General features: G+C 68.0%; 15 protein-coding genes. 11 read left to right on the top strand and 4 right to left on the bottom strand.

The features are described from left to right. Positions 1 to 37: 37 nt before the first annotated feature. From ruvC to AC1DGD_RS11020, 7 genes are all read left to right on the top strand, one after another. On the top strand, positions 38 to 616 hold the full coding sequence (ruvC, locus tag AC1DGD_RS11050; RefSeq protein WP_079554348.1) for a crossover junction endodeoxyribonuclease RuvC: 579 nt from the start codon (positions 38 to 40) through the stop codon (positions 614 to 616). A gap of 125 nt (positions 617 to 741) precedes the next feature. Next, complete coding sequence (gene ruvA / locus AC1DGD_RS11045) at positions 742 to 1,386, top strand: Holliday junction branch migration protein RuvA (protein ID WP_018773177.1); 645 nt, start codon at positions 742 to 744, stop codon at positions 1,384 to 1,386. Next, positions 1,379 to 2,503, top strand: coding sequence for a Holliday junction branch migration DNA helicase RuvB (gene ruvB, locus AC1DGD_RS11040; protein WP_476849318.1), 1,125 nt, complete (start codon positions 1,379 to 1,381; stop codon positions 2,501 to 2,503). The genes ruvA and ruvB overlap by 8 nt, the downstream gene beginning before the upstream one ends. A 214-nt stretch (positions 2,504 to 2,717) precedes the next feature. Further along, the gene (gene yajC, locus AC1DGD_RS11035; RefSeq protein ID WP_476849317.1) at positions 2,718 to 3,140 is read left to right on the top strand and encodes a preprotein translocase subunit YajC; all 423 of its coding nucleotides are present in this window, start codon (positions 2,718 to 2,720) and stop codon (positions 3,138 to 3,140) included. 104 nt (positions 3,141 to 3,244) lie between these two features. After that, complete coding sequence (gene secD, locus AC1DGD_RS11030) at positions 3,245 to 5,020, top strand: protein translocase subunit SecD (protein ID WP_476849316.1); 1,776 nt, start codon at positions 3,245 to 3,247, stop codon at positions 5,018 to 5,020. Further along, positions 5,021 to 6,040 (top strand): protein translocase subunit SecF, encoded by a 1,020-nt coding sequence (secF, locus tag AC1DGD_RS11025; protein ID WP_230008622.1) that lies wholly within the window; start codon positions 5,021 to 5,023, stop codon positions 6,038 to 6,040. A gap of 215 nt (positions 6,041 to 6,255) precedes the next feature. Continuing rightward, entirely contained in the window at positions 6,256 to 8,574 is a 2,319-nt protein-coding gene (locus AC1DGD_RS11020; RefSeq protein ID WP_476849343.1) for a RelA/SpoT family protein, read from the top strand. 27 nt (positions 8,575 to 8,601) lie between these two features. Here the strand turns inward: AC1DGD_RS11020 and AC1DGD_RS11015 are convergent, their stop codons facing one another. The 3 genes from AC1DGD_RS11015 to AC1DGD_RS11005 form a co-directional block, all read right to left on the bottom strand. After that, positions 8,602 to 9,294: a hypothetical protein gene (locus AC1DGD_RS11015; protein ID WP_476856803.1), complete on the bottom strand. Its 693-nt coding sequence runs from the start codon at positions 9,292 to 9,294 to the stop codon at positions 8,602 to 8,604. A 116-nt stretch (positions 9,295 to 9,410) separates the two neighbouring features. Further along, positions 9,411 to 11,099 (bottom strand): DUF349 domain-containing protein, encoded by a 1,689-nt coding sequence (locus tag AC1DGD_RS11010; RefSeq protein WP_476856802.1) that lies wholly within the window; start codon positions 11,097 to 11,099, stop codon positions 9,411 to 9,413. 61 nt (positions 11,100 to 11,160) lie between these two features. After that, positions 11,161 to 11,967 (bottom strand): peptidylprolyl isomerase, encoded by an 807-nt coding sequence (locus AC1DGD_RS11005; protein ID WP_476849313.1) that lies wholly within the window; start codon positions 11,965 to 11,967, stop codon positions 11,161 to 11,163. Positions 11,968 to 12,246: 279 nt separating this feature from the next. Here AC1DGD_RS11005 and hisS point away from each other — a divergent pair, with 279 nt between their 5' ends. Continuing rightward, positions 12,247 to 13,587, top strand: coding sequence for a histidine--tRNA ligase (gene hisS / locus AC1DGD_RS11000; protein WP_476856801.1), 1,341 nt, complete (start codon positions 12,247 to 12,249; stop codon positions 13,585 to 13,587). Here the strand turns inward: hisS and AC1DGD_RS10995 are convergent. Next, positions 13,584 to 14,963 (bottom strand): APC family permease, encoded by a 1,380-nt coding sequence (locus AC1DGD_RS10995; protein ID WP_476856800.1) that lies wholly within the window; start codon positions 14,961 to 14,963, stop codon positions 13,584 to 13,586. The two genes, hisS and AC1DGD_RS10995, sit on opposite strands and share 4 nt — an antisense overlap. A 123-nt stretch (positions 14,964 to 15,086) precedes the next feature. On the opposite strand from AC1DGD_RS10995, the gene aspS reads away from it, so the two are divergent. The 3 genes from aspS to AC1DGD_RS10980 form a co-directional block, all read left to right on the top strand. Beyond that, positions 15,087 to 16,871: an aspartate--tRNA ligase gene (aspS, locus tag AC1DGD_RS10990; protein ID WP_476856799.1), complete on the top strand. Its 1,785-nt coding sequence runs from the start codon at positions 15,087 to 15,089 to the stop codon at positions 16,869 to 16,871. A 95-nt stretch (positions 16,872 to 16,966) separates the two neighbouring features. Next, positions 16,967 to 17,809, top strand: coding sequence for a GNAT family N-acetyltransferase (locus AC1DGD_RS10985; protein WP_476856798.1), 843 nt, complete (start codon positions 16,967 to 16,969; stop codon positions 17,807 to 17,809). A gap of 120 nt (positions 17,810 to 17,929) precedes the next feature. After that, positions 17,930 to 18,988 (top strand): DUF222 domain-containing protein (locus AC1DGD_RS10980; RefSeq protein ID WP_476856797.1); only part of this gene is annotated, 1,059 nt, incomplete at its 3' end.

Below are 18,988 nucleotides of genomic sequence, written 5' to 3'. Positions count from 1 at the left end.
AACGTGACTTTTGGGGCCCGGTCTTGACGGCCCAACCGTGACGCTGCGCGTGTTGGGGGTCGACCCGGGCCTCACCCGTTGCGGGATCGGCGTTGTCGACGTCGAGCGGAACCGGCGGGCCACTTTGGTGGCCTTCGGCGTTGTGGGCACCTCACCCGAGGAGAGCCTGGACCAGCGGCTGCTGGTCATCGCCACGTCCATCGACGAGTGGCTGGACCGCTACGAACCCCAGGTCCTCGCCGTGGAGCGGGTCTTTTCCCAGCTCAACGTCAGCACGGTCATGGGGGTGGCGCAGGCCTCCGGTGTGGTCATTGCGGCCGCCGCGCGCCGTGGCATCCCGGTGGCTCTGCACACCCCGTCCGAGGTCAAGGCAGCCGTGACGGGAAGCGGGACCTCGAACAAGGATGCGGTCACCAAGCTGGTGACCAAGATCCTCCGGCTGGACGCGCCTCCGCGCCCTGCCGACGCCGCCGACGCCCTTGCGTTGGCCATCACCCACGCTTGGCGGGCCGGCAGCGGGGCCGCCGTAGCCACGACTGGGCCGGGCAGCCAGTCCCTCACTCCGGCGCAGCGGGCGTGGGCGGACGCGGAGGCAAAAGCGCGCCGTGCGCGCTGAATGTCCGGCTGTGACGCCGCGGGGCTTGGTAGGGTATTCGTAGATATGTTCGGATAGCCGGCGTGCCCGGCTGTACGTTCTTTCATCACCCAGTTGTAGACGCCAGTTAGACCAGGAGCCCGGCCTTGATCAGTTTTCTTCGTGGAACCGTTGCGCATGTTGGCCTGTCCTCCGCCGTGATCGACCTCAACGGCGCCGGCATGAGCGTCAACGCCACACCGCAGACCCTCAGCGGCCTCCGGGTGGGTGAGGAGGGAAAGCTATTCACGTCCCTGATCGTGCGGGAAGACTCGCTGACCCTGTTCGGCTTCGCCAGCGATGACGAACGCGAGGTGTTTGATGTGCTCCTCAGCGTCAGCGGAGTCGGTCCCCGCCTCGCACTGGCGGTGCTGGCCGTCCACGAGCCCGAAGCCATCCGGGTGGCCGCCCACTCCGGCGACGGCAAGGCCTTCACGAAGGTCCCCGGCATCGGACCGAAGGTGGCCGGCCGGATCGTGCTCGAACTAGCCGGCAAGCTTGTGCCGCACGGCACCGCCGGCGCGCCTGTCGCGGCCGTGTCCGCCGAATCCGTCTGGAAGCCGCAGGTGGTGGCCGCGATGACCAGCCTGGGCTGGTCCGAAAAGGATGCCACGGCCAGCATCGACAAGTCCCTTGCCGATTCCCCGGACCTCGCGGCGAACGGCAATGTGGCGGAGATTCTCCGCGCGACGCTGCGCTGGCTGGGCCAGGACGGCGCCCGCGCCGGGAACCGGGTAGGCGCGCGTGGCTGAGCCGTCGATCGTCGCCGGGGGAGAGGAACCGGAGGAGCGGGTCATCGAAGCCGCCCTGCGGCCCAAGAACCTGCACGACTTCGTGGGCCAGCACCGGGTCCGCAAGCAGCTCTCCCTCGTGTTGGAGGCCTCGCGCATGCGTGGGCGCAGCGCGGACCACGTGCTGCTCTCGGGCCCTCCCGGCCTGGGCAAGACCACACTGTCCATGATCATCGCCGCCGAAATGAACGTTCCGCTGCGGATCAGCAGCGGCCCGGCCATCCAACACGCGGGCGACCTTGCGGCCATCCTGTCCTCACTCTCTGAGGGCGAGGTCCTGTTCCTGGATGAAATCCACCGCATGTCCCGGCCGGCCGAGGAAATGCTGTACATGGCGATGGAAGATTTCCGCGTCGATATCGTCGTCGGCAAGGGCGCCGGCGCCACGGCCATTCCGCTGGAGCTGCCGCCCTTCACGCTCGTCGGCGCCACCACGCGGGCCGGCCTCCTTCCCGGCCCGCTGCGGGACCGGTTCGGTTTCACCGGCCACCTCGAGTTTTACTCCGTCGAGGAGCTGGAACTGGTCCTGCGCCGCTCCGCCGGCCTGCTGGACCTGAAGGTCAACTCCGCCGGATTCAGCGAGATTGCCGGCCGGTCCCGGGGCACGCCGCGCATCGCCAACCGGCTCCTGCGCCGGGTCCGGGACTGGGCACTCGTGCACGGCATCGAGCAAATCGACGCGCGGGCGGCCTCCGCGGCCCTGGACATGTATGAGGTGGACAAGCGGGGCCTGGACCGGCTGGACCGTGCCGTTCTCGAGGCCCTCATCACCAAGTTCGGCGGCGGCCCGGTAGGCCTGTCCACGCTCGCGATCGCCGTCGGCGAGGAAACGGAGACCGTGGAAACGGTCGCCGAGCCCTATCTGGTGCGCGAAGGACTCCTGGGCCGGACGCCGCGCGGCCGGATAGCCCTGGCGCCGGCATGGACGCACCTGGGCTTCGCCATTCCGGCCGGCGCCTTCGGCCAGGACCCGCTGGAACTGTTCCAGGCCGACGAGCCGGGCGAGAGCCCGATCGGCGGGTCCGGTGGGGATCTCGGCGAAGAAACCGATCCTCAGTGGATCCGAAACAGCCGCTAGCACCGTTCTTTCAGCTTTTCCCTTTAGACTGGTATGACGCTCGGCACGTCCGGGTTTTGTTTCCGTGGGCGGAGAGCAGGTAGCCGCCGGCGGTCTGGGGGACGGTCTCGCGGCCAGTTTGCTGCGCAGACCCCTGCCCGCGCCGTCAGGAGCAAACGGACGTTGCTGAAAAACAGCTATGCAAGTACAGAACGGAACTTTCCCCTTGGATCTAATGACAATTCTCCTGTTCGTGATGCTTGGCGTGTTCGTCTTCATGATGTTCCGCCGCAACAAGAAAACGCAGCAGCAGCAGGCGCAGCTCCAGTCGAAGTTCGGCCCGGGCGTCGAGGTCATGACGAGTTTCGGGCTGTTCGGCCGGATCGTCGACATTGACGAAGCGGAGAACAAGGTCACGCTTGAGCTTTCCCCGGGCAACACGGCCACGGTGCACCGCCAGGCCGTCACCAAAATTGTGGAGCCGGTTGTCGCCGCCGAGGAGCCCACGGTCGTTCCCGACGACGCGTCCTCGCTGACCACCGAGAAGCTGGGTGCTGAGGGGACCGACGCCAGCGCCCCCGTCCACGACGCGCCGCGCACCGAAACGCCCGAGGAAACCCTGCGCCGCCTCAACGACGAAGGCAAAAAAGACAGCTAGTCTGCCTACCTGAGCTATCCCGCGAAGCAACGGTTGCGGGCATCCGTCGGCGGGGCCCAGAGCCCGCGCCGGCGGATCCGCCGTAAATAATAGAAAGATCGACAATGGCACGAACTGGCCCCAAAAACTCAGCCATCAGGATGCTGGTCTGGCTTGGCGTAATCATCGCCGCCATGACGGCTGTCCTGGCGGGCGGCACGATGGCCGGCCAGGCGGGCTGGGCTCCAAAGCTCGCACTGGACCTTGAAGGTGGCACCCAGATGATCCTGGCGCCCAAGGTTGAGGGCGGTTCGGGTATCACCGAAGACCAGCTCAACCAGGCCGTGGCGATCATTCGCCAGCGCGTGGACGGCTCGGGCGTCGCGGAAGCGGAAATCAGCACGCAGTCCGGCCGCAACGTCGTCGTCAGCCTCCCGGGAACCCCTGCCAAGGAAACCCGTGCGCTGATCCAGGCTTCCGCCGACATGAACTTCCGCCCGGTCATCCAGACCGGCCCCGGCGCAGCGGTCCCCGCCGCCTCCAGGACCCCGGATGCCCAGCTGCCGAAGCCGACAGCCGCGCCCGCCAACAGCAGCGACGAGAACTGGATTACCCCCGAGGTCTACAAGCAGTTCGAGGCCCTCGACTGCGACAACCCCTCCCAGGACAAGCAGCAGCGCTCCGACCCGACCAAGCCGCTGGTGACCTGCGAGCCGGCCTCGGCCAAGTCGCCGGCCATCAAGTACATCCTCGGTCCGGTGGAGGTGAAGGGCTCGAACATCAAGTCCTCCTCGTTCCAGCTGCAGCGCGGCGCCCAGGGTGCCGTGACCAATGAATGGGCCGTCAACATCCAGTTCGATGACGCGGGCACCACCAAGTTCAAGGAAATCACCGAGCGCCTGTACCAGTTCTACGCCGCCGGCGGCGGCCAGACCGGCTCGGATCCGAAATCCCAGTTCGCAATCGTCCTGGACGACCAGGTCATCTCCGCCCCGCGCTCCCTCGCCGTCATCACCGACGGCCGGCCGCAGATCACCGGCGGATTCACCGAGGAGTCGGCCAAGGCCCTCTCCGACCAGCTCCGTTTCGGTGCCCTGCCGATCAGCTTCGAAATCCAGAGCGAACAGCAGATCTCGGCAACCCTCGGCGGTGAGCAGCTCCGCATGGGTATGCTCGCCGGCGTGATCGGCCTCCTGTTGGTGTTTGTCTACTCGCTGTTCCAGTACCGGGCCCTTGGCCTCGTGACCGTGGCATCCCTCGTGATCGCCGGGGTGCTGACGTTCCTGGCCATCGCCATCCTCGGCTGGACCGAAAACTACCGGCTTTCGCTCGCCGGCGTCGCGGGCCTGATCGTGGCCATCGGCCAGACAGCCGACTCGTTCATCGTCTACTTCGAACGCATCCGCGATGAGCTCCGCGAAGGCCGCGGCCTGGTCTCGGCCGTCGAAAACGGCTGGAAGCGGGCCAAGCGCACCATCCTCGCGTCCAAGGCCGTGAACCTTCTCGCCGCCGTCGTGCTGTTCTTCGTGGCAGTGGGCAACGTCCGCGGCTTCGCGTTCACCCTCGGCCTCACCGCGATCGCCGACCTCATCGTCGTCTTCATGTTCACCCACCCCACCCTGCAGCTGCTGGCGCGGACCAAGTTCTTCGGCGAAGGCCACCGGTTCTCGGGCCTGGACCCGAAGCGCCTCGGCGCCGTCCCGCTGTACCGCGGTGCCGGCCGGGTCCGTACCCCGGAGGACAAGCCCGTGGCAGTGGTGCGCGCGAAGAACACCGGCGCCGCCGCCGAGGCAGAACGCCGGATGACCATTGCAGAACGCCGCCTCGCCGAAAAGCAGGATCAGGCACAACAGGCACAGCTCGCCGGTACCTCCAAGAGCGCGTCCAAGGAGGGCAAGTAAATGGTCAACTTCTCAACATTCGGCAATGAGCTGTACACGGGCAAGCGCTCGTACGACTTCGTCGGCTACAGGAAGCTGTGGTTCCTGATTGCCGGGATCGCCGTCGCCCTCTCCATCCTGATCCCGGTCGCCAAGGGTGGGTTCAACCTCGGCATCGAGTTCCGCGGCGGCTCCGAGTTCACGGTCTCCAACGTCAAGACCACCGAGGCCTCCCTCGGCGAGAAGGCCGTCAAGGACGTCGTGTCGGGATCCGTGCCGCGCGTGGCTAACGTCGCGGGTACCACCATGCGCATCCAGACGGACAAGCTCTCCGACGACGAGACGCTGCAGATTAAGGAAGGCCTCACCAAGGCCTACGGCGTGACCGATAACGAAGTCACCTCGACCTTCGTCGGCCCCACCTGGGGTGCGGACGTCACGAAGCAGGCGCTGATGGGCCTGGCAATCTTTGTGGGCCTGGCCGCCGTCCTGATGGCGCTCTACTTCCGGACCTGGAAGATGTCGCTCTCGGCACTTGTCGGCATGGCGGTCACGATGTTCGTGACCGCCGGTGTTTACGGCCTCAGCGACTTCGAAGTAACGCCGTCGGCCATCATCGGCTTCCTCACGGTGCTCAGCTACTCGCTGTACGACACCGTGGTGGTGTTCGACAAGATCCGGGAGAACACCTCGGACATGCAGGCCTCCACCCGGCGGACCTTCGCCGAAGAGGTCAACCTCGCCATCAACCAGACCCTGGTCCGGTCCATCAACACCATGGTGGTGGCCATCCTGCCGGTCGGTGCGATCCTCTTCATCGGGGCCGGGCTGCTCGGTGCCGGAACGCTGCGGGACCTGTCCCTGGCGCTGTTCGTGGGCATCCTAGTGGGCACTGCCGCCACGATCTTCATCGCGGCTCCGCTTTACGCCGCGCTGCGGCAGGGCGAACCCGACCTGGTCAAGCAGGCCAAACGGGTGGAACAGAGGCGTGCTGACGCGGCAGCCAAGGCCGAGTCGCCGGCGTCGCCCGCCACGGCCTGAACCGTCCCCAGCGGCCACAAACGGGCCGGAGACCGTCGTTTTCGACGGCCTCCGGCCCGTCGCCGTATCCCCGCCGGTTATCGAAGTATCCTGCTGCGGGAATACACTTGAATAATTAACCGGTCGCGAGAGGTGCTCCATTGGAAGAACGTTCGACGCCGGTGCCGGAGGCACCTGCGGACAAGGGCCAAGGCCAGGGTTCACAGACTGGCCTGGTGGTTCCCGGACGCCCCGATGTTCCCGTGCCGGTGGACAACTCCGGTGCCCGGCCCACTTTTCCCGGCCGGCGCGAGCGCACGAGGTCCCGCCTTGCCCGGCTGACGGGCCGTGGCACTCCGGCCTACTCGCCGATTTTGGAGCCGTTGCTGCGCACTGTGCGCGCCAACAACCCCAAAGAGGATTTCGATCTCATCCAGCGTGCCTTCGTGGTCGCCGAGCGCTGCCACCGGGGCCAGAAGCGCAAGAGCGGCGACCCGTACATCACCCACCCCGTCGCGGTGGCCACCATCCTCGCCGAACTCGGCCTCAGCGGCACCACGCTGGCCGCGGCCCTGCTGCACGACACCGTCGAAGACACGTCCTACACCCTCGCCGACCTCAAGACCGAGTTCGGTCCGGAAGTGGCCATGCTGGTGGACGGCGTCACGAAGCTGGACAAGGTCAGCTTCGGTGAGGCGGCCCAGTCCGAGACCGTGCGCAAGATGGTCGTCGCGATGGCCAAGGACATCCGCGTCCTGATGATCAAACTCGCCGACCGGCTCCACAATGCCCGCACGTGGCGTTTTGTCTCGGCTGAGTCCTCGGCCCGCAAGGCCCGGGAAACGCTGGAAATCTTCGCGCCGCTGGCCCACCGGCTTGGCATGAACACCATCAAGTGGGAGCTGGAGGATCTGTCCTTCGCTGCCCTCTATCCCAAGGTGTACGAGGAAATCGTGCGCATGGTGGGGGACCGGACCCCGGAACGCGAAAAGAACCTGGCGGTCATCCGCAACCAAATCACCGAGGACCTCAGGGCCGCGAAGATCAAGGCCACGATCACCGGGCGGCCAAAGCACTACTACTCGATCTATCAGAAGATGATCGTCCGCGACAAAGACTTCGACGACATCAACGACCTCATGGGCGTGCGCGTCCTGGTCGATTCTGTCCGGGACTGTTACGCGGCCCTGGGCGCGATGCACTCGCGCTGGAACCCCCTGCCCGGGCGGTTCAAGGACTACATCGCGATGCCCAAGTTCAACATGTACCAGTCGCTGCACACCACGGTGATCGGTCCCGGCGGCAAGCCGGTGGAAATCCAGATCCGCACCCACGAGATGCACCGGCGGGCCGAGTACGGCGTCGCCGCGCACTGGAAGTACAAGGACCAGCCGAACCGGACGGCGGCCGGCCCCGGCAGCCCGCGCGACGGCGACATGGGCTGGCTGCGTTCCCTCGTGGACTGGCAGCAGGAAACGTCGGACCCCGGCGAATTCCTTGACTCCCTGCGCTTTGAAATCAACGCCCGGGAAGTGTTCGTCTTCACCCCCAAGGGCGAGGTCATGGCACTCCCCGCCGGGTCCACGCCCGTCGACTTCGCGTACGCCGTGCACACCGAGGTGGGCCACCGGACTATCGGCGCACGCGTCAACGGCAAGCTCGTTCCGCTCAACAGCGAACTGAACCACGGCGACTGGGTCGAGATCTTCACCTCGAAGGCCGAAGGCGCCGGCCCCAGCCAGGACTGGCAGCACTTCGTCAAGAGTGCCCGGGCCCGGAACAAGATCAGGCAATGGTTCAGCAAGGAACGCCGCGAGGAAGCGATTGACCGCGGCAAGGACCTCCTGACCAAAGCGATGCGGAAGCAAAACCTTCCACTGCAGCGGCTCATGACCCACGACGCCCTCGCTGCGATCGCAGAGGACTTCAAATACGCTGACATCTCCGGGCTCTACGCCGGCGTGGGCGACGGCCATACCTCCGCCCAGTCCGTGATGGAACGCCTGGTGGAGAGCCTGGGCGGGAATGAGCACCCGGACGATGCCCTCACCGAGGTCTCCATCCCCACCCAGGTCAGCAAGGCCCGGTTCTCCGATTCCGGCGTCGTTGTCCGCGGCGTGGACGACGTCTGGGTCAAGCTCGCCCGGTGCTGCACGCCGGTCCCGCCGGATCCGATCCTGGGCTTCGTCACCCGTGGCTCCGGGGTCTCCGTGCACCGGACCGACTGCACCAACGTGAGCGGCCTGATGGACCAGCCGGACAGGATCGTGGAGGTGGACTGGGCCCCCACACAGTCCAGCGTGTTCCTGGTGGAGATCCAGGTCGAGGCGCTGGACCGCAAATCGTTGCTCTCCGACGTCACCCGGGTGCTCTCGGAAAACCACGTCAACATCCTGGCGGCGAGCGTGCACACGTCCACGGACCGGGTGGCAATCTCCAAGTTTGCCTTCGAGATGGGCGACCCGAAGTACCTTAGCCACGTGCTCAGCGCGGTCCGCAGGATCGACGGCGTCTTCGACGTGTACCGCACCACCGGAAACCGCCGCCGCAGCTGACCCGGCAGTTCAGGCCTCGGTCCAGGCTTACTGGACGGGATCTTCTGGCGCCTCCGGCTCTGCCGCGAGGGCGGCGAGCTTCGCCAGGGCCGCCCGCTTATGCGGAACGCGCGGACTCGCCTCCACGGCGAGCCTGAGCAGCCGCAGGCGGACGCCCAGCTCGGCACGAGCCAACAGCGCCCTGAGGGCCGGCACGGCCCGCTCCGCGTCCACGTGCATCGCCACGTCCACCGCCGTGCGCAGCGGGCTGGACACCATCAGGCCTCCCATGCTCACGACGTCGAACGGCCCCAGCCGAACTTCGTGGAAGGTGCAGCCGCGCACGGACCGCAGACTGGAAATCCGCCGGTTGGCGTCAACCAGCAGCGCCAGGCGGTCCGGTTCCGTGGCACACCCATAGATCCATGCCGCGGTCATCCGGCCAGCCACGACCCGCTGCCGGATCGCCGGCGCCACTACCAGGGCCGCGGCCCGCGCGCGAAGCTGGGGACTGGCATGGGATCCGGGCGGCAGGTAGCCGCGCTGATACAGCTGCGTCAGCACGCCGTCGGCGGCCATGGCCTGCAGCTCCGGCCAGGAGAACAGCGCGCCGGGGGAGTAGAGCTCGCAGTGTTCCGGCCCCGGACGTGGACTTGGAGTCCCCGGCACCGGAGCTCCCGGCACCAGGGCATGCCGTCCCGGAACCGGCGGAGCGGTGGGAGCGCGGGGCATGATTACCATTCCGCCATCGTTCCCGGTTCCCCGGACATAGAACAGGCCCCGTACCGGTCATGTGGATAACCGAAACGGGGCCTGGACTGACCTGCTGGTGTACTTCGTACCGGGGTGCCGTGTGCCTAGGAGAGTTCGCTCGCTGAGCGTTCAAGCTGCTCCAGCCAGGCCTGGCGTGCCTCGAGGGCTTCCCGGGCGGCCTTGATCTTGCGCTCGTCGCCGGCCTTCTCCGCCTTGGCCAGATCTTCCTTGAGGCCGGCAATAGCGGCCTCGAGCTGGGTGAGGGCGCTGTTGGTGCGCGCCTTCGTCTCCGGGTTGGAACGCTTCCAGTTTTCGTCCTCGGCGTGGCGGACAGCGTCCTCCACCTTCCGCAGACCGGCTTCGATGCGGCCCATGTCGGCGCGCGGCACCTTGCCGGCCTCTTCCCAGCGGTCCCGGATGGACTGCAGCGCCTTCTTGGCTGCCGCGAGATCCTTGATCGGCAGGAGCTCGTTGGCTTCCACCAGGAGCGCTTCCTTTACTACCAGGTTCGCACCGTACTCCTGGTCGATCTCGTCGTTGGCTGCCTGGCGGTTGGTGAAGAAGACGTCCTGGGCGGCGCGGAAGCGGGCCCACAGCGCGTCGTCGTCCTTGCGGCTGGCGCGGGGTGAGGCTTTCCACTCATCCATCAGGCGGCGGTACTCGCCGGCGGCAAAACCCCAGTCGGTCGAGGAAGAAAGGGCCTCGGCCTCGGTGATCAGCTTCTCCTTTGCGGCCTTGGCCGCCGAATTGTTGCTGTCCAGCTGGGAGAAGTACGCGCGGCGGTGCCGGTCAAACACCGTGCGGGCGGCGCGGAACCGCTTCCACAGTGCGTCCTCGTTGCTGCGGCCGAGCCGGACGCCGCTCTTCTGGGCGGTCTTCCAGCTCTCGAAGAGTTCGTTCATCCGCGCGCTGGAGGTCTTCCACTGGATCTGCGCGGGATCGTGGCCGGCAATTTCCTCGGCCTCGGCCACGATGGCCTCGCGGGCGGCAAGCTCAGCGGCGCGGACAGCGTCGTGCTCGGCCTTCTCAGCCTTTTCCAGCTCGCCGATCTGTGTCACCAGAGCGTCCAGCCGGGTCTCGGCGGAGCGGATGTCGCCCACCATGTTCCGCTCGGCGAGCTGCTCGCGCAGGTGCGTGACGGTCTTCTGCATGTCCGCGGTGGGCGCCTTAGAGCTCACCCGCTGTTCCAGCAGGACGATCTGGGCCACGACGTCCTCGAACTTCCGGGCGAAGTAGCCCAGGGCCTCGTCCTCGCTGACCCCCGGGTACTGGCCTACGGGGTATTCCGTGCCGTCAACGGTCAGGAAGACGTGGCCGTCGCCTTCAACACGGCCCCAGCGGGCCGCTTCGGCCAGTGAGGCTGCGGAGGACACGGCCGCCGGGGCCGGAGCCGGTGCGGCCGCGGACGGCTTGGCCTTCGGCCGGCCGGCAAACGCTGCCGGGCTCGGCGCGGGACGCGCGGCCGGCGCGGGACCCGGCGTCGGAACCGGGGCGGCGGTGGCTTCAGCTTGGTCAACAGGCTCGGCCGTCTCCGCCGGCTCGGCAGGTTCTGCCGGAACGGGCGGCACAGTGGGYTCGGCAGGTTCTGCCGGAACGGCGGGCACAGTGGCCTCGGGTGCCTCGGCGGGTGCCTCGGCGGGTTCCTCGCTGGTCGCGGCTGGGGCCTCGGGTGCCGCAGTCTCGCCGTCGGAGTCTACGGCAGCGCCTGCACTCTCGGCGGGGGTCGCCTCGGTTTCGGTTTCGTTGGCAGCTGCTGTTGCCAATGTTTCGTCGGATTTCTGACTGTCTGTCACCGCTAGAAGTCTTTCGCTTGGAGGGAAATACCGGGACCAGGGCTTTGGGGGCCGCGGCTGGTTACTTCAGTGAGAACGAGTCTATCGTGACTGGTTCCGCAGGTGCGCCGTCGGTGGCGTTGTCGCCGGGCTTCAGTCCGGCAGCGGCAATACCGCCCACCACGTCGAGTCCAGAGGTCACCTTGCCCACCACCGTATAGCCCCCGGCGGCATCCGCTGGAATGACGGTGTCCTTGTACACAATGAAGAATTGGGTGCCGTTACCGTTGGCGTTCCCGCCGGTCCGGGCCACTGCGATGGTTCCGGCGGGGTACTTGTTGTCCGTCGGGGTGTTTTCCAGCGGGCCCCAGGTGTAGCTCGGATCGCTGCTGCCGTCACCTGCCTTGGAACCGCACTGGAGTACGCCGAAGTTCTCCGCCGTCGTCAGCCGGTGGCAGCTGACGCCGTCGTAGAACTTTTGGTCGGCAAGGGATTTGAAGACCGCCGCGGCCTGGGGGGCCTTCGTGCCGTCGAGTTCGACGCCGAGCGTGCCGCGGTTCAGCTTGAGCTCGCCCGTGAACGTCTTGCCCGCGGCAGTCTCCGGCTTGGGGATGTTCGCACCGTTCGTCGGGGCCGCTGTGGGTGAGGCGGACGCCGACGGGCTGTTCAGTCCCTCCTGCGCGGCCGCGAATTCCTCTTCGGTTGGGTTTGAGGCGAAGGCGGTCAGCTGAAGCACCAAGGCCAGGCCAATTGCGGCCGTGCCGGCGCTGATGGCGAAGACGTTGTCGCGCTTGCGGCGCTTGTCCTGGTCCCGGCGCAGGCCGCGCCTGGCCTCCATCTGCTGGACGCGCCGCTTCGCCTCGCGTGCGCTGCGTGAACTGGCCGCCAAAGGTCCTCCTGGTTGTATGGCCGCCACCATGACGGGGCCGTAGGCGCCGTCGCGGTAGCAGCAGCAAGCTGCCGGCAGTCCCGCAGGGTCCGGCTCCGTTGGAAGAAGCGGGCGCCGAACGCATAAACTGACTGCCGCACACAGTTTATGCACGACTGGCCGGTCTGCCGCTTATCTTCGTTACGTTTCGACAGAGAGAATGCCGCCTGACGCCCGCGCCCGAAGATACTGCAGTAGCAACGCGATACCGCAGTGGTAACCAGAGGAGAAAATTTCACCATGGCACGCACAGCCTCCCTGTCAGGATTCCCCGAGTGGCTTCCCGAGGAGCGGCTGGTGGAACTCCATGTGCTGGACACGCTGCGCCGGACCTTCGAGCTCCATGGTTTCTCCTCGATCGAGACCCGCGCCGTGGAGACGGTGGGCCAGTTGCTGCGCAAGGGGGAAATCGATAAAGAGGTCTACGGCCTGAGCCGGCTCCAGGACGATGAGGACTCCGCGGCCAAGGTTGACCCGCATGCCCTTGCCCTGCACTTCGACCTCACCGTGCCCTTCGCCCGGTATGTCGTGGAAAACGCCGGCTACCTGGCGTTCCCGTTCCGCCGTTACCAGATCCAGAAGGTCTGGCGCGGCGAACGTCCCCAGGAGGGACGGGCCCGCGAGTTCACCCAGGCGGACATCGACGTCGTCGGCGACGGCGAACTGCCGTTCCGGTACGACGTTGAAATCGCGCTGGTGATTGCCGAGGCGCTCAACGCGCTGCCCATCCCCGACTTCCTGCTGCGGATCAACAACCGCAAGCTGGCCGAGGGCTTCTACACCGGGATCGGCCTCACGGACACCGCGGGCGTCCTGCGCAGCATCGACAAACTCGAGAAGGTCGGGCCGGCGAAGGTGGCCGAGTTGCTCAAGGAGGAACTCGGCGCCACTGACGATCAGGCGCAGGCTGCCCTGAAGCTCGCGGGCATCCGCACCACGGACACGTCCTTTGTGGAGCAGGTCCGGGCGCTCGGCGTCACCAACGAGCTGTTGGAGGAAGGCCTGAACGAGCTGGAGCAGGTCATTGCGGCCGCCGTCCAGCACGCGCCGGGACGGGTCGTCGCCGATCTCAGCATCGCCCGCGGCCTCGATTACTACACCGGCACCGTTGTGGAAACCGTCCTGGTGGGGCACGAGCAGCTGGGCTCGATCTGCTCCGGCGGCCGCTACGACGCCCTGGCGAGCAAGGGCAACCGCAAGTTCCCCGGCGTCGGCCTCTCGATCGGCGTGACCCGGCTGGTGTCGCGGATCCTGAGCCAGGACCTGGCCAAAGCCACCCGCTCCGTGCCGACCGCCGTGCTGGTGACGCTCAACAACGACGACAGCTGGGCCGCCGCACAGGATGTCGCCGCGCAGCTGCGCAGCCGGGGCATCGCCACGGAGGTCGCCGCGAAGGCCGAGAAGTTCGGCAAGCAGATCAAGTTCGCCGACCGTCGCGGCATTCCGTTTGTCTGGTTCACTGACGACGACGGCAAGCACCAGGTCAAAGACATCCGCACGGGCGAGCAGTACGACGCCGACCCGGACTCGTGGACGCCCTCCGAGGAGGACCTGCACGTGCGCGTAATCGCCGCGGGCTAGGACTTCCGGGCAGGCCCGTTAGTGTCCCGCGTCCTGCGCACCAGCAGGACGAGGAACCGCCCGGCCACCCCTGCCGCCAGCACCGCCGCCATGAACAGCACGGAGGCCGGCGGCAGGGTGACGGCCAGGACCAGGCAGCCGAGGAAACCCAGCACATTGAGCCAGCGCGGCGCATGCCAGGGGCGGCCGGCCAGCGTGAAAGCCGCGGCGTTGGTCACGGCGTAATAGACCAGCACGCCGAAGCTGGAAAAGCCGACCACGGTCATCACGTCGGTGCTCAGCAGCAGGACCACGACGGCGGCGGCGACGGCCAGTTCCGCGGTTAACGGGACGGTGCGGGCGCGGCCCACCCTGGCCAGCGGGGCGGGCAGGTCCCGTTCCCGCGCCATCGCCAACGTGGTCCGGCCGACCCCGGTGATCAGGGCCAGCAGCGCGCCGAGGCAGGCCGCCGCCGCTCCGGCCTGGACGAACGGGACGCCGGCGCCGAGGCGGGAGACCGCCACCGCGTCCAGCAGCGGCGCCGTCGAACCCGCCAGCTGCTGCGGGGGCAGGTGCCACTGCAGCAGCGCGGCCAGGCCAAGGTAGATCACGAAGGCCCCGGCCAGTGCGGCCAGGATGGCCCGCGGGATGGTACGGGCGGGATCCTTGACCTCCTCGCCGAGGGTGGCGATCCGCGCATAACCCGCGAAGGCGAAGAACATCAGCCCCGCCGCGGGAAGGACGCCCCAGCCGCCGGAGGGCGGCGCGGGATAGGCCGGCGCCGCCGACACCGCGGGGGCGCCCGCCGGGTGCGGACCGAGCAGGGAGGCCACGGCGACGAAGACGAGCGTGGCCAACACGACGGCCAGCAGGATCCTGGTCAGCAGTGCGGTCCGCGTGATGCCGAGCAGATTAACTCCCGTGAGGACGACGACGCCGGCGACCGCCAGCGGCGTGGCATAGGCCGGCGCCACGTAGTGCCCGAACGTCAGCGCCATCGCCGCGCAGGACGCCGTCTTACCCGTAATGAAACCCCAGCCCGCAATGAAGCCCGGCCACTGGCCGAGCTGCCGGCGCCCGTACACGTAAGTTCCCCCGCTGTCGGGGTACCTCGCCGCCAACTGCGCCGACGCGACGGCATTGCAGTAGGCGATGACGCCGGCCACGGCCACGGCAAGTGTCAGCAGCGGCCCGGCCAGGGCTGCGGCGGGGGAGAACACGACGAACACGCCGGCGCCCAGCATCGAACCCAGGCCGATTGCCGTGGAATCGAACACGCCGAGGCGGCGCTGCAGCCGCTGGGGTGGCCGCTGCGGACCAGGCCGGCCGCCGGGCTGAGCGCGGTGCTGACCGAGGGGCTGGTCACCGGGCTGGGTTCCGTTGCGCCGGGTTGCCATGGCAAAAGGGGCCTTTCCAACGGGTAAACTCGAACGGGATCGTTCCCGTAGCGATCATATTAGAACGTCATTGTTTTGTTATCGCTTTTGATTTTCCCTCTGTCTTCTTCAGAAAGGCGTGCTGTGCTGCGCACACATGACCTCGGATCACTTCGCTCCGAGCACATTGGACAAACCGTAACCCTCGCCGGCTGGGTCGGCCGGCGTCGTGACCACGGTGGTGTCGCATTCGTTGACCTGCGCGACGCGTCCGGCGTCGCCCAGGTTGTGGTCCGTGAAGAAGAGGTCTTCCACGGACTGCGCAACGAGTATGTGCTGCAGATCGTCGGCACCGTCTCCCAGCGTCCCGACGGCAACGAGAACCCGGCGCTTCCCACCGGCGAGATCGAGGTCATGGCCGAGAAGGTCACGATCCTCAACACCTCGGATCCGCTGCCGTTCCAGATCGACGAACACGTTGAGGTGGGCGAGGAAGCACGCCTGAAGCACCGCTACCTGGACCTGCGCCGCCCCGGCCCCGCCCGTAACCTGCGCCTGCGTTCGGAAGCCAACCGGGTGGCCCGCGAACTGCTCCACCAGGACGGCTACGTGGAGATCGAAACCCCCACGCTGACCCGTTCGACGCCGGAAGGCGCCCGCGACTTTGTGGTTCCCGCCCGCCTCGCGCCGGGTTCCTGGTACGCGCTGCCGCAGTCCCCGCAGCTGTTCAAGCAGCTCCTTCAGGTGGGCGGCTTCGAAAAGTACTACCAGATCGCCCGTTGCTACCGCGATGAAGACTTCCGAGCGGACCGCCAGCCGGAATTCACCCAGCTGGACATCGAGGCCAGCTTCGTGGAGCAGGACGACATCATCCGTCTGGGCGAGAACATCGTCAAGGCCCTGTGGAAGCTGATCGACGTCGAGATCCCGACGCCGATCCAGCGCATCACCTACCACGACGCCATGGCCCGCTACGGCTCGGACAAGCCGGACCTGCGCTTCGGCCAGGAACTCACCGAGCTGACCGAATTCTTCAAGGAAACCAACTTTGGTGTCTTCAAGGCGCCCTACGTCGGCGCCGTCGTCATGCCCGGCGGCGCCTCCCAGGCCCGCCGGGCCCTCGACGCCTGGCAGGAGTGGGCCAAGCAGCGCGGCGCCAAGGGCCTGGCGTACGTCCTGTACAAGGAGGATGGCGAACTCGCCGGTCCCGTCGCCAAGAACCTCACCGAGACCGAGCGGGCGGGTCTCGCCGACGCCGTCGGCGCCAAGCCCGGTGACTGCATCTTCTTCGCAGCCGGCGAGAAGACACCGTCCCGCGCGCTCCTCGGCGCTGCCCGCGTCGAGATCGGCCACCGCACCGGGCTCATCAACCCTGCTGACTGGGCCTTCTGCTGGGTCGTGGACGCACCGATGTTCGAGCCGGCCGCCGCTGCGGTCGCCTCCGGCGACGTCGCCGTCGGCGCAGGCAAGTGGACCGCCGTCCACCACGCCTTCACCTCGCCCAAGCCCGAGTTCATGGACTCCTTCGACGCCGATCCCGAATCGGCGCTGTCCTACGCCTACGACATCGTCTGCAACGGCAACGAAATTGGCGGCGGCTCGATCCGTATCCACGAGCGCGACGTCCAGGAACGCGTCTTCGAGCTCATGGGCCTGGACAAGGAAGACGCCCAGACCAAGTTCGGCTTCCTGCTGGAGGGCTTCAAGTTCGGAGCCCCTCCGCACGGCGGCATCGCCTTCGGCTGGGACCGCGTGGTTGCCCTGTTGGCCGGTGTGGAGTCCATCCGCGACGTCATCGCGTTCCCGAAGTCCGGCGGCGGCTTCGACCCGCTGACCCAGGCTCCCGCTCCCATCACGGCGCAGCAGCGCAAGGAAGCCGGCGTCGACTTCAAGCCGCAGCCCAAGAAGCCTGAGGACGGCAGGGACTAGCCTTCGAGCTTCAGCGGCAGGGGCTCCCCGGGCAACCGGGGAGTCCCTGCCGTCTGTCATTAGTTGCCCGCATTCGTCCCGGACGGAGTAGCCCGATGAACCTGGACCCGCGCCCCGGGATGATTCCTGGATCCATCCCCGGGCTGGAGACGCTGATGGATGCAGCGTGGCCTGCCGCGGAGCGCGAGGAATCCGGCGGGTGGGTGCTGCGGGCGGCGTCAGGGGTGACCCAGCGGGCGAACTCGGTCTGGCCGAGGGATCCCGGCGAGGATCCGCACCGGCAGCTCGCCGCAGTCCGTGACGCCCGGCTTTGGTACCGCAGCCGGCGGCTTCCGCTCATCCTCCAAATTTTTGACGGCCCACGCCACGCGGCGCTCAACGCGGTGCTCGACGCCGAAGGGTTCACCCGGCAGTCCGAAACCTTGGTGCTGGTCCATGTTCCCGGTGCTGAGTCCGGCGTGGAGTCCGGCGTCGGGCCCGGCGCCCCCGAACCTGCCGTGGAAATTTCGGCCGGGCCGTCGGCGGAATGGCTGGAGCTGTGGTGGAGCGTCGACGGCCGCGGGGGAGCGGACGAGCTCGCCGTGGCCCGCGGCATTCTCGAAGGGTGCCCCTCGCTGTACGCTCTGGTGCGGGACGACGGCGGCGCGCCGGCCGCCGTCGCACGCCTCGCCTTGCCCAACACAGGCCCGTCCGGGCCTGGGTGGGGCGGGCTGTACTGCATGGCAACGCGTCCGGATGCACGGCGTCGGGGCTATGGCGGCCGGGTGGTCCGGGCGCTGCTGCACGAGGGCGGGGCCCGCGGCCTGGCGGGATACTGGCTGCTGGTCATGGCCTCCAACGCCGGTGCCCGTGAGCTGTACGCCCGCGCCGGCTTCCGTGAAGCCGGCCGCTACCTCTACCGTCAGGACAGGCCCAAGCGGCACCTGACCGGCTGCTAAGGATTCCAGCTCCCGCGTTCAGCGCTCTCCGGTGTCGCGGGATGTCCCTCGGCTCAATGCTCACGCTCGAGGACAGCCTATGTCGCTATTTCTGTCGGTGCCTCCTGAGATGATCTGAGTGTGGATAGCAGGACAGCGTTGAGCGCGGAGAGCGGTGCGGCGATAGAAGCCGTCGCCGCCTCGGTTGCCGCGCTTGCCGCCTTGGCCGGATCGGCCGCTGGGGCTGACCATGCCGATGCGCCTGCTGCCTGCCCACAGGGAGACGGCGATCCGCTGCGGCAACTGGCGGAGGGTTGCCTGGACGGACTTGCCGAGGTCGCGCGGCTGGAGGCCCGGACGGCCGCGTTGAGGGTGCGGCTGACCGCCGACTACGCGCAGGCAGCCAGGTTCCTGGCGCCGCCGGCGCCGTCCGCGCGGGACCGCGCCGTACAGGAGATGGCCGTGGTGGCCGAGGTCGCGTGTGTCCTGACCGTCAGCGAACGCGCCGCCGCGGCCCTCCTCGCCGAATCCCATGCCCTGATGTCGGCGCTGCCGCAGACCCTGGCCGCCCTGCAGGCCGGCACGATCTCCTGGGCCCACGCACGGATCCTCGTGGACGAAACCGCGTCCCTGGATACGGCCGGGGCGGCCGGGCTCGAAGCGCACTTCCTGGACCCGGCCGCACCGAACCCGGCCCGCGGCTGCCCGGCGGGGGAGCTCGTTCCGTCCCGGTTCCGGGCCAAGGCACGCGCCTGGCGCGAACGCCACCACCCGGCCGGCATCGAGGAACGCCACGCCACGAGCGCCGCGGACCGGCGGGTCGAGTACACCCCGGACCGGGACGGCATGGCCTGGCTCTCGGCCTATTTCCCCGCCGACACCGCGGCCGGGATCTGGGACCGGGCCACCGCTGCGGCCCGCGCCCTCCAGGGCCCGGACGAGCCCCGGACCCTGACCCAGCTCCGCGCCGACATCACCGCCACCTGGCTCCTCACCACCGGCACCGGCACGGGTGCTGGATCGGACGACGGCGGCAACGGCACCGGCACGGGGGCGGAAGCTCGTGCGGGGGCGGGTGGGCTTGTTCCGGTCCCGCGGGCGCAGGTCCTGGTCACCGTCCCGGTCCTGGCCCTGCTCGGCGCCACCGACGAACCGGCCGTCCTGGACGGGCACGGGCCGATCCCGCCCTCGATGGCCCGG

Source organism: Arthrobacter sp. 05T45, assembly GCF_056395875.1.
Note: the sequence above shows the minus strand (reverse complement) of the source record. Positions and strands in the feature narration are given on the sequence as shown.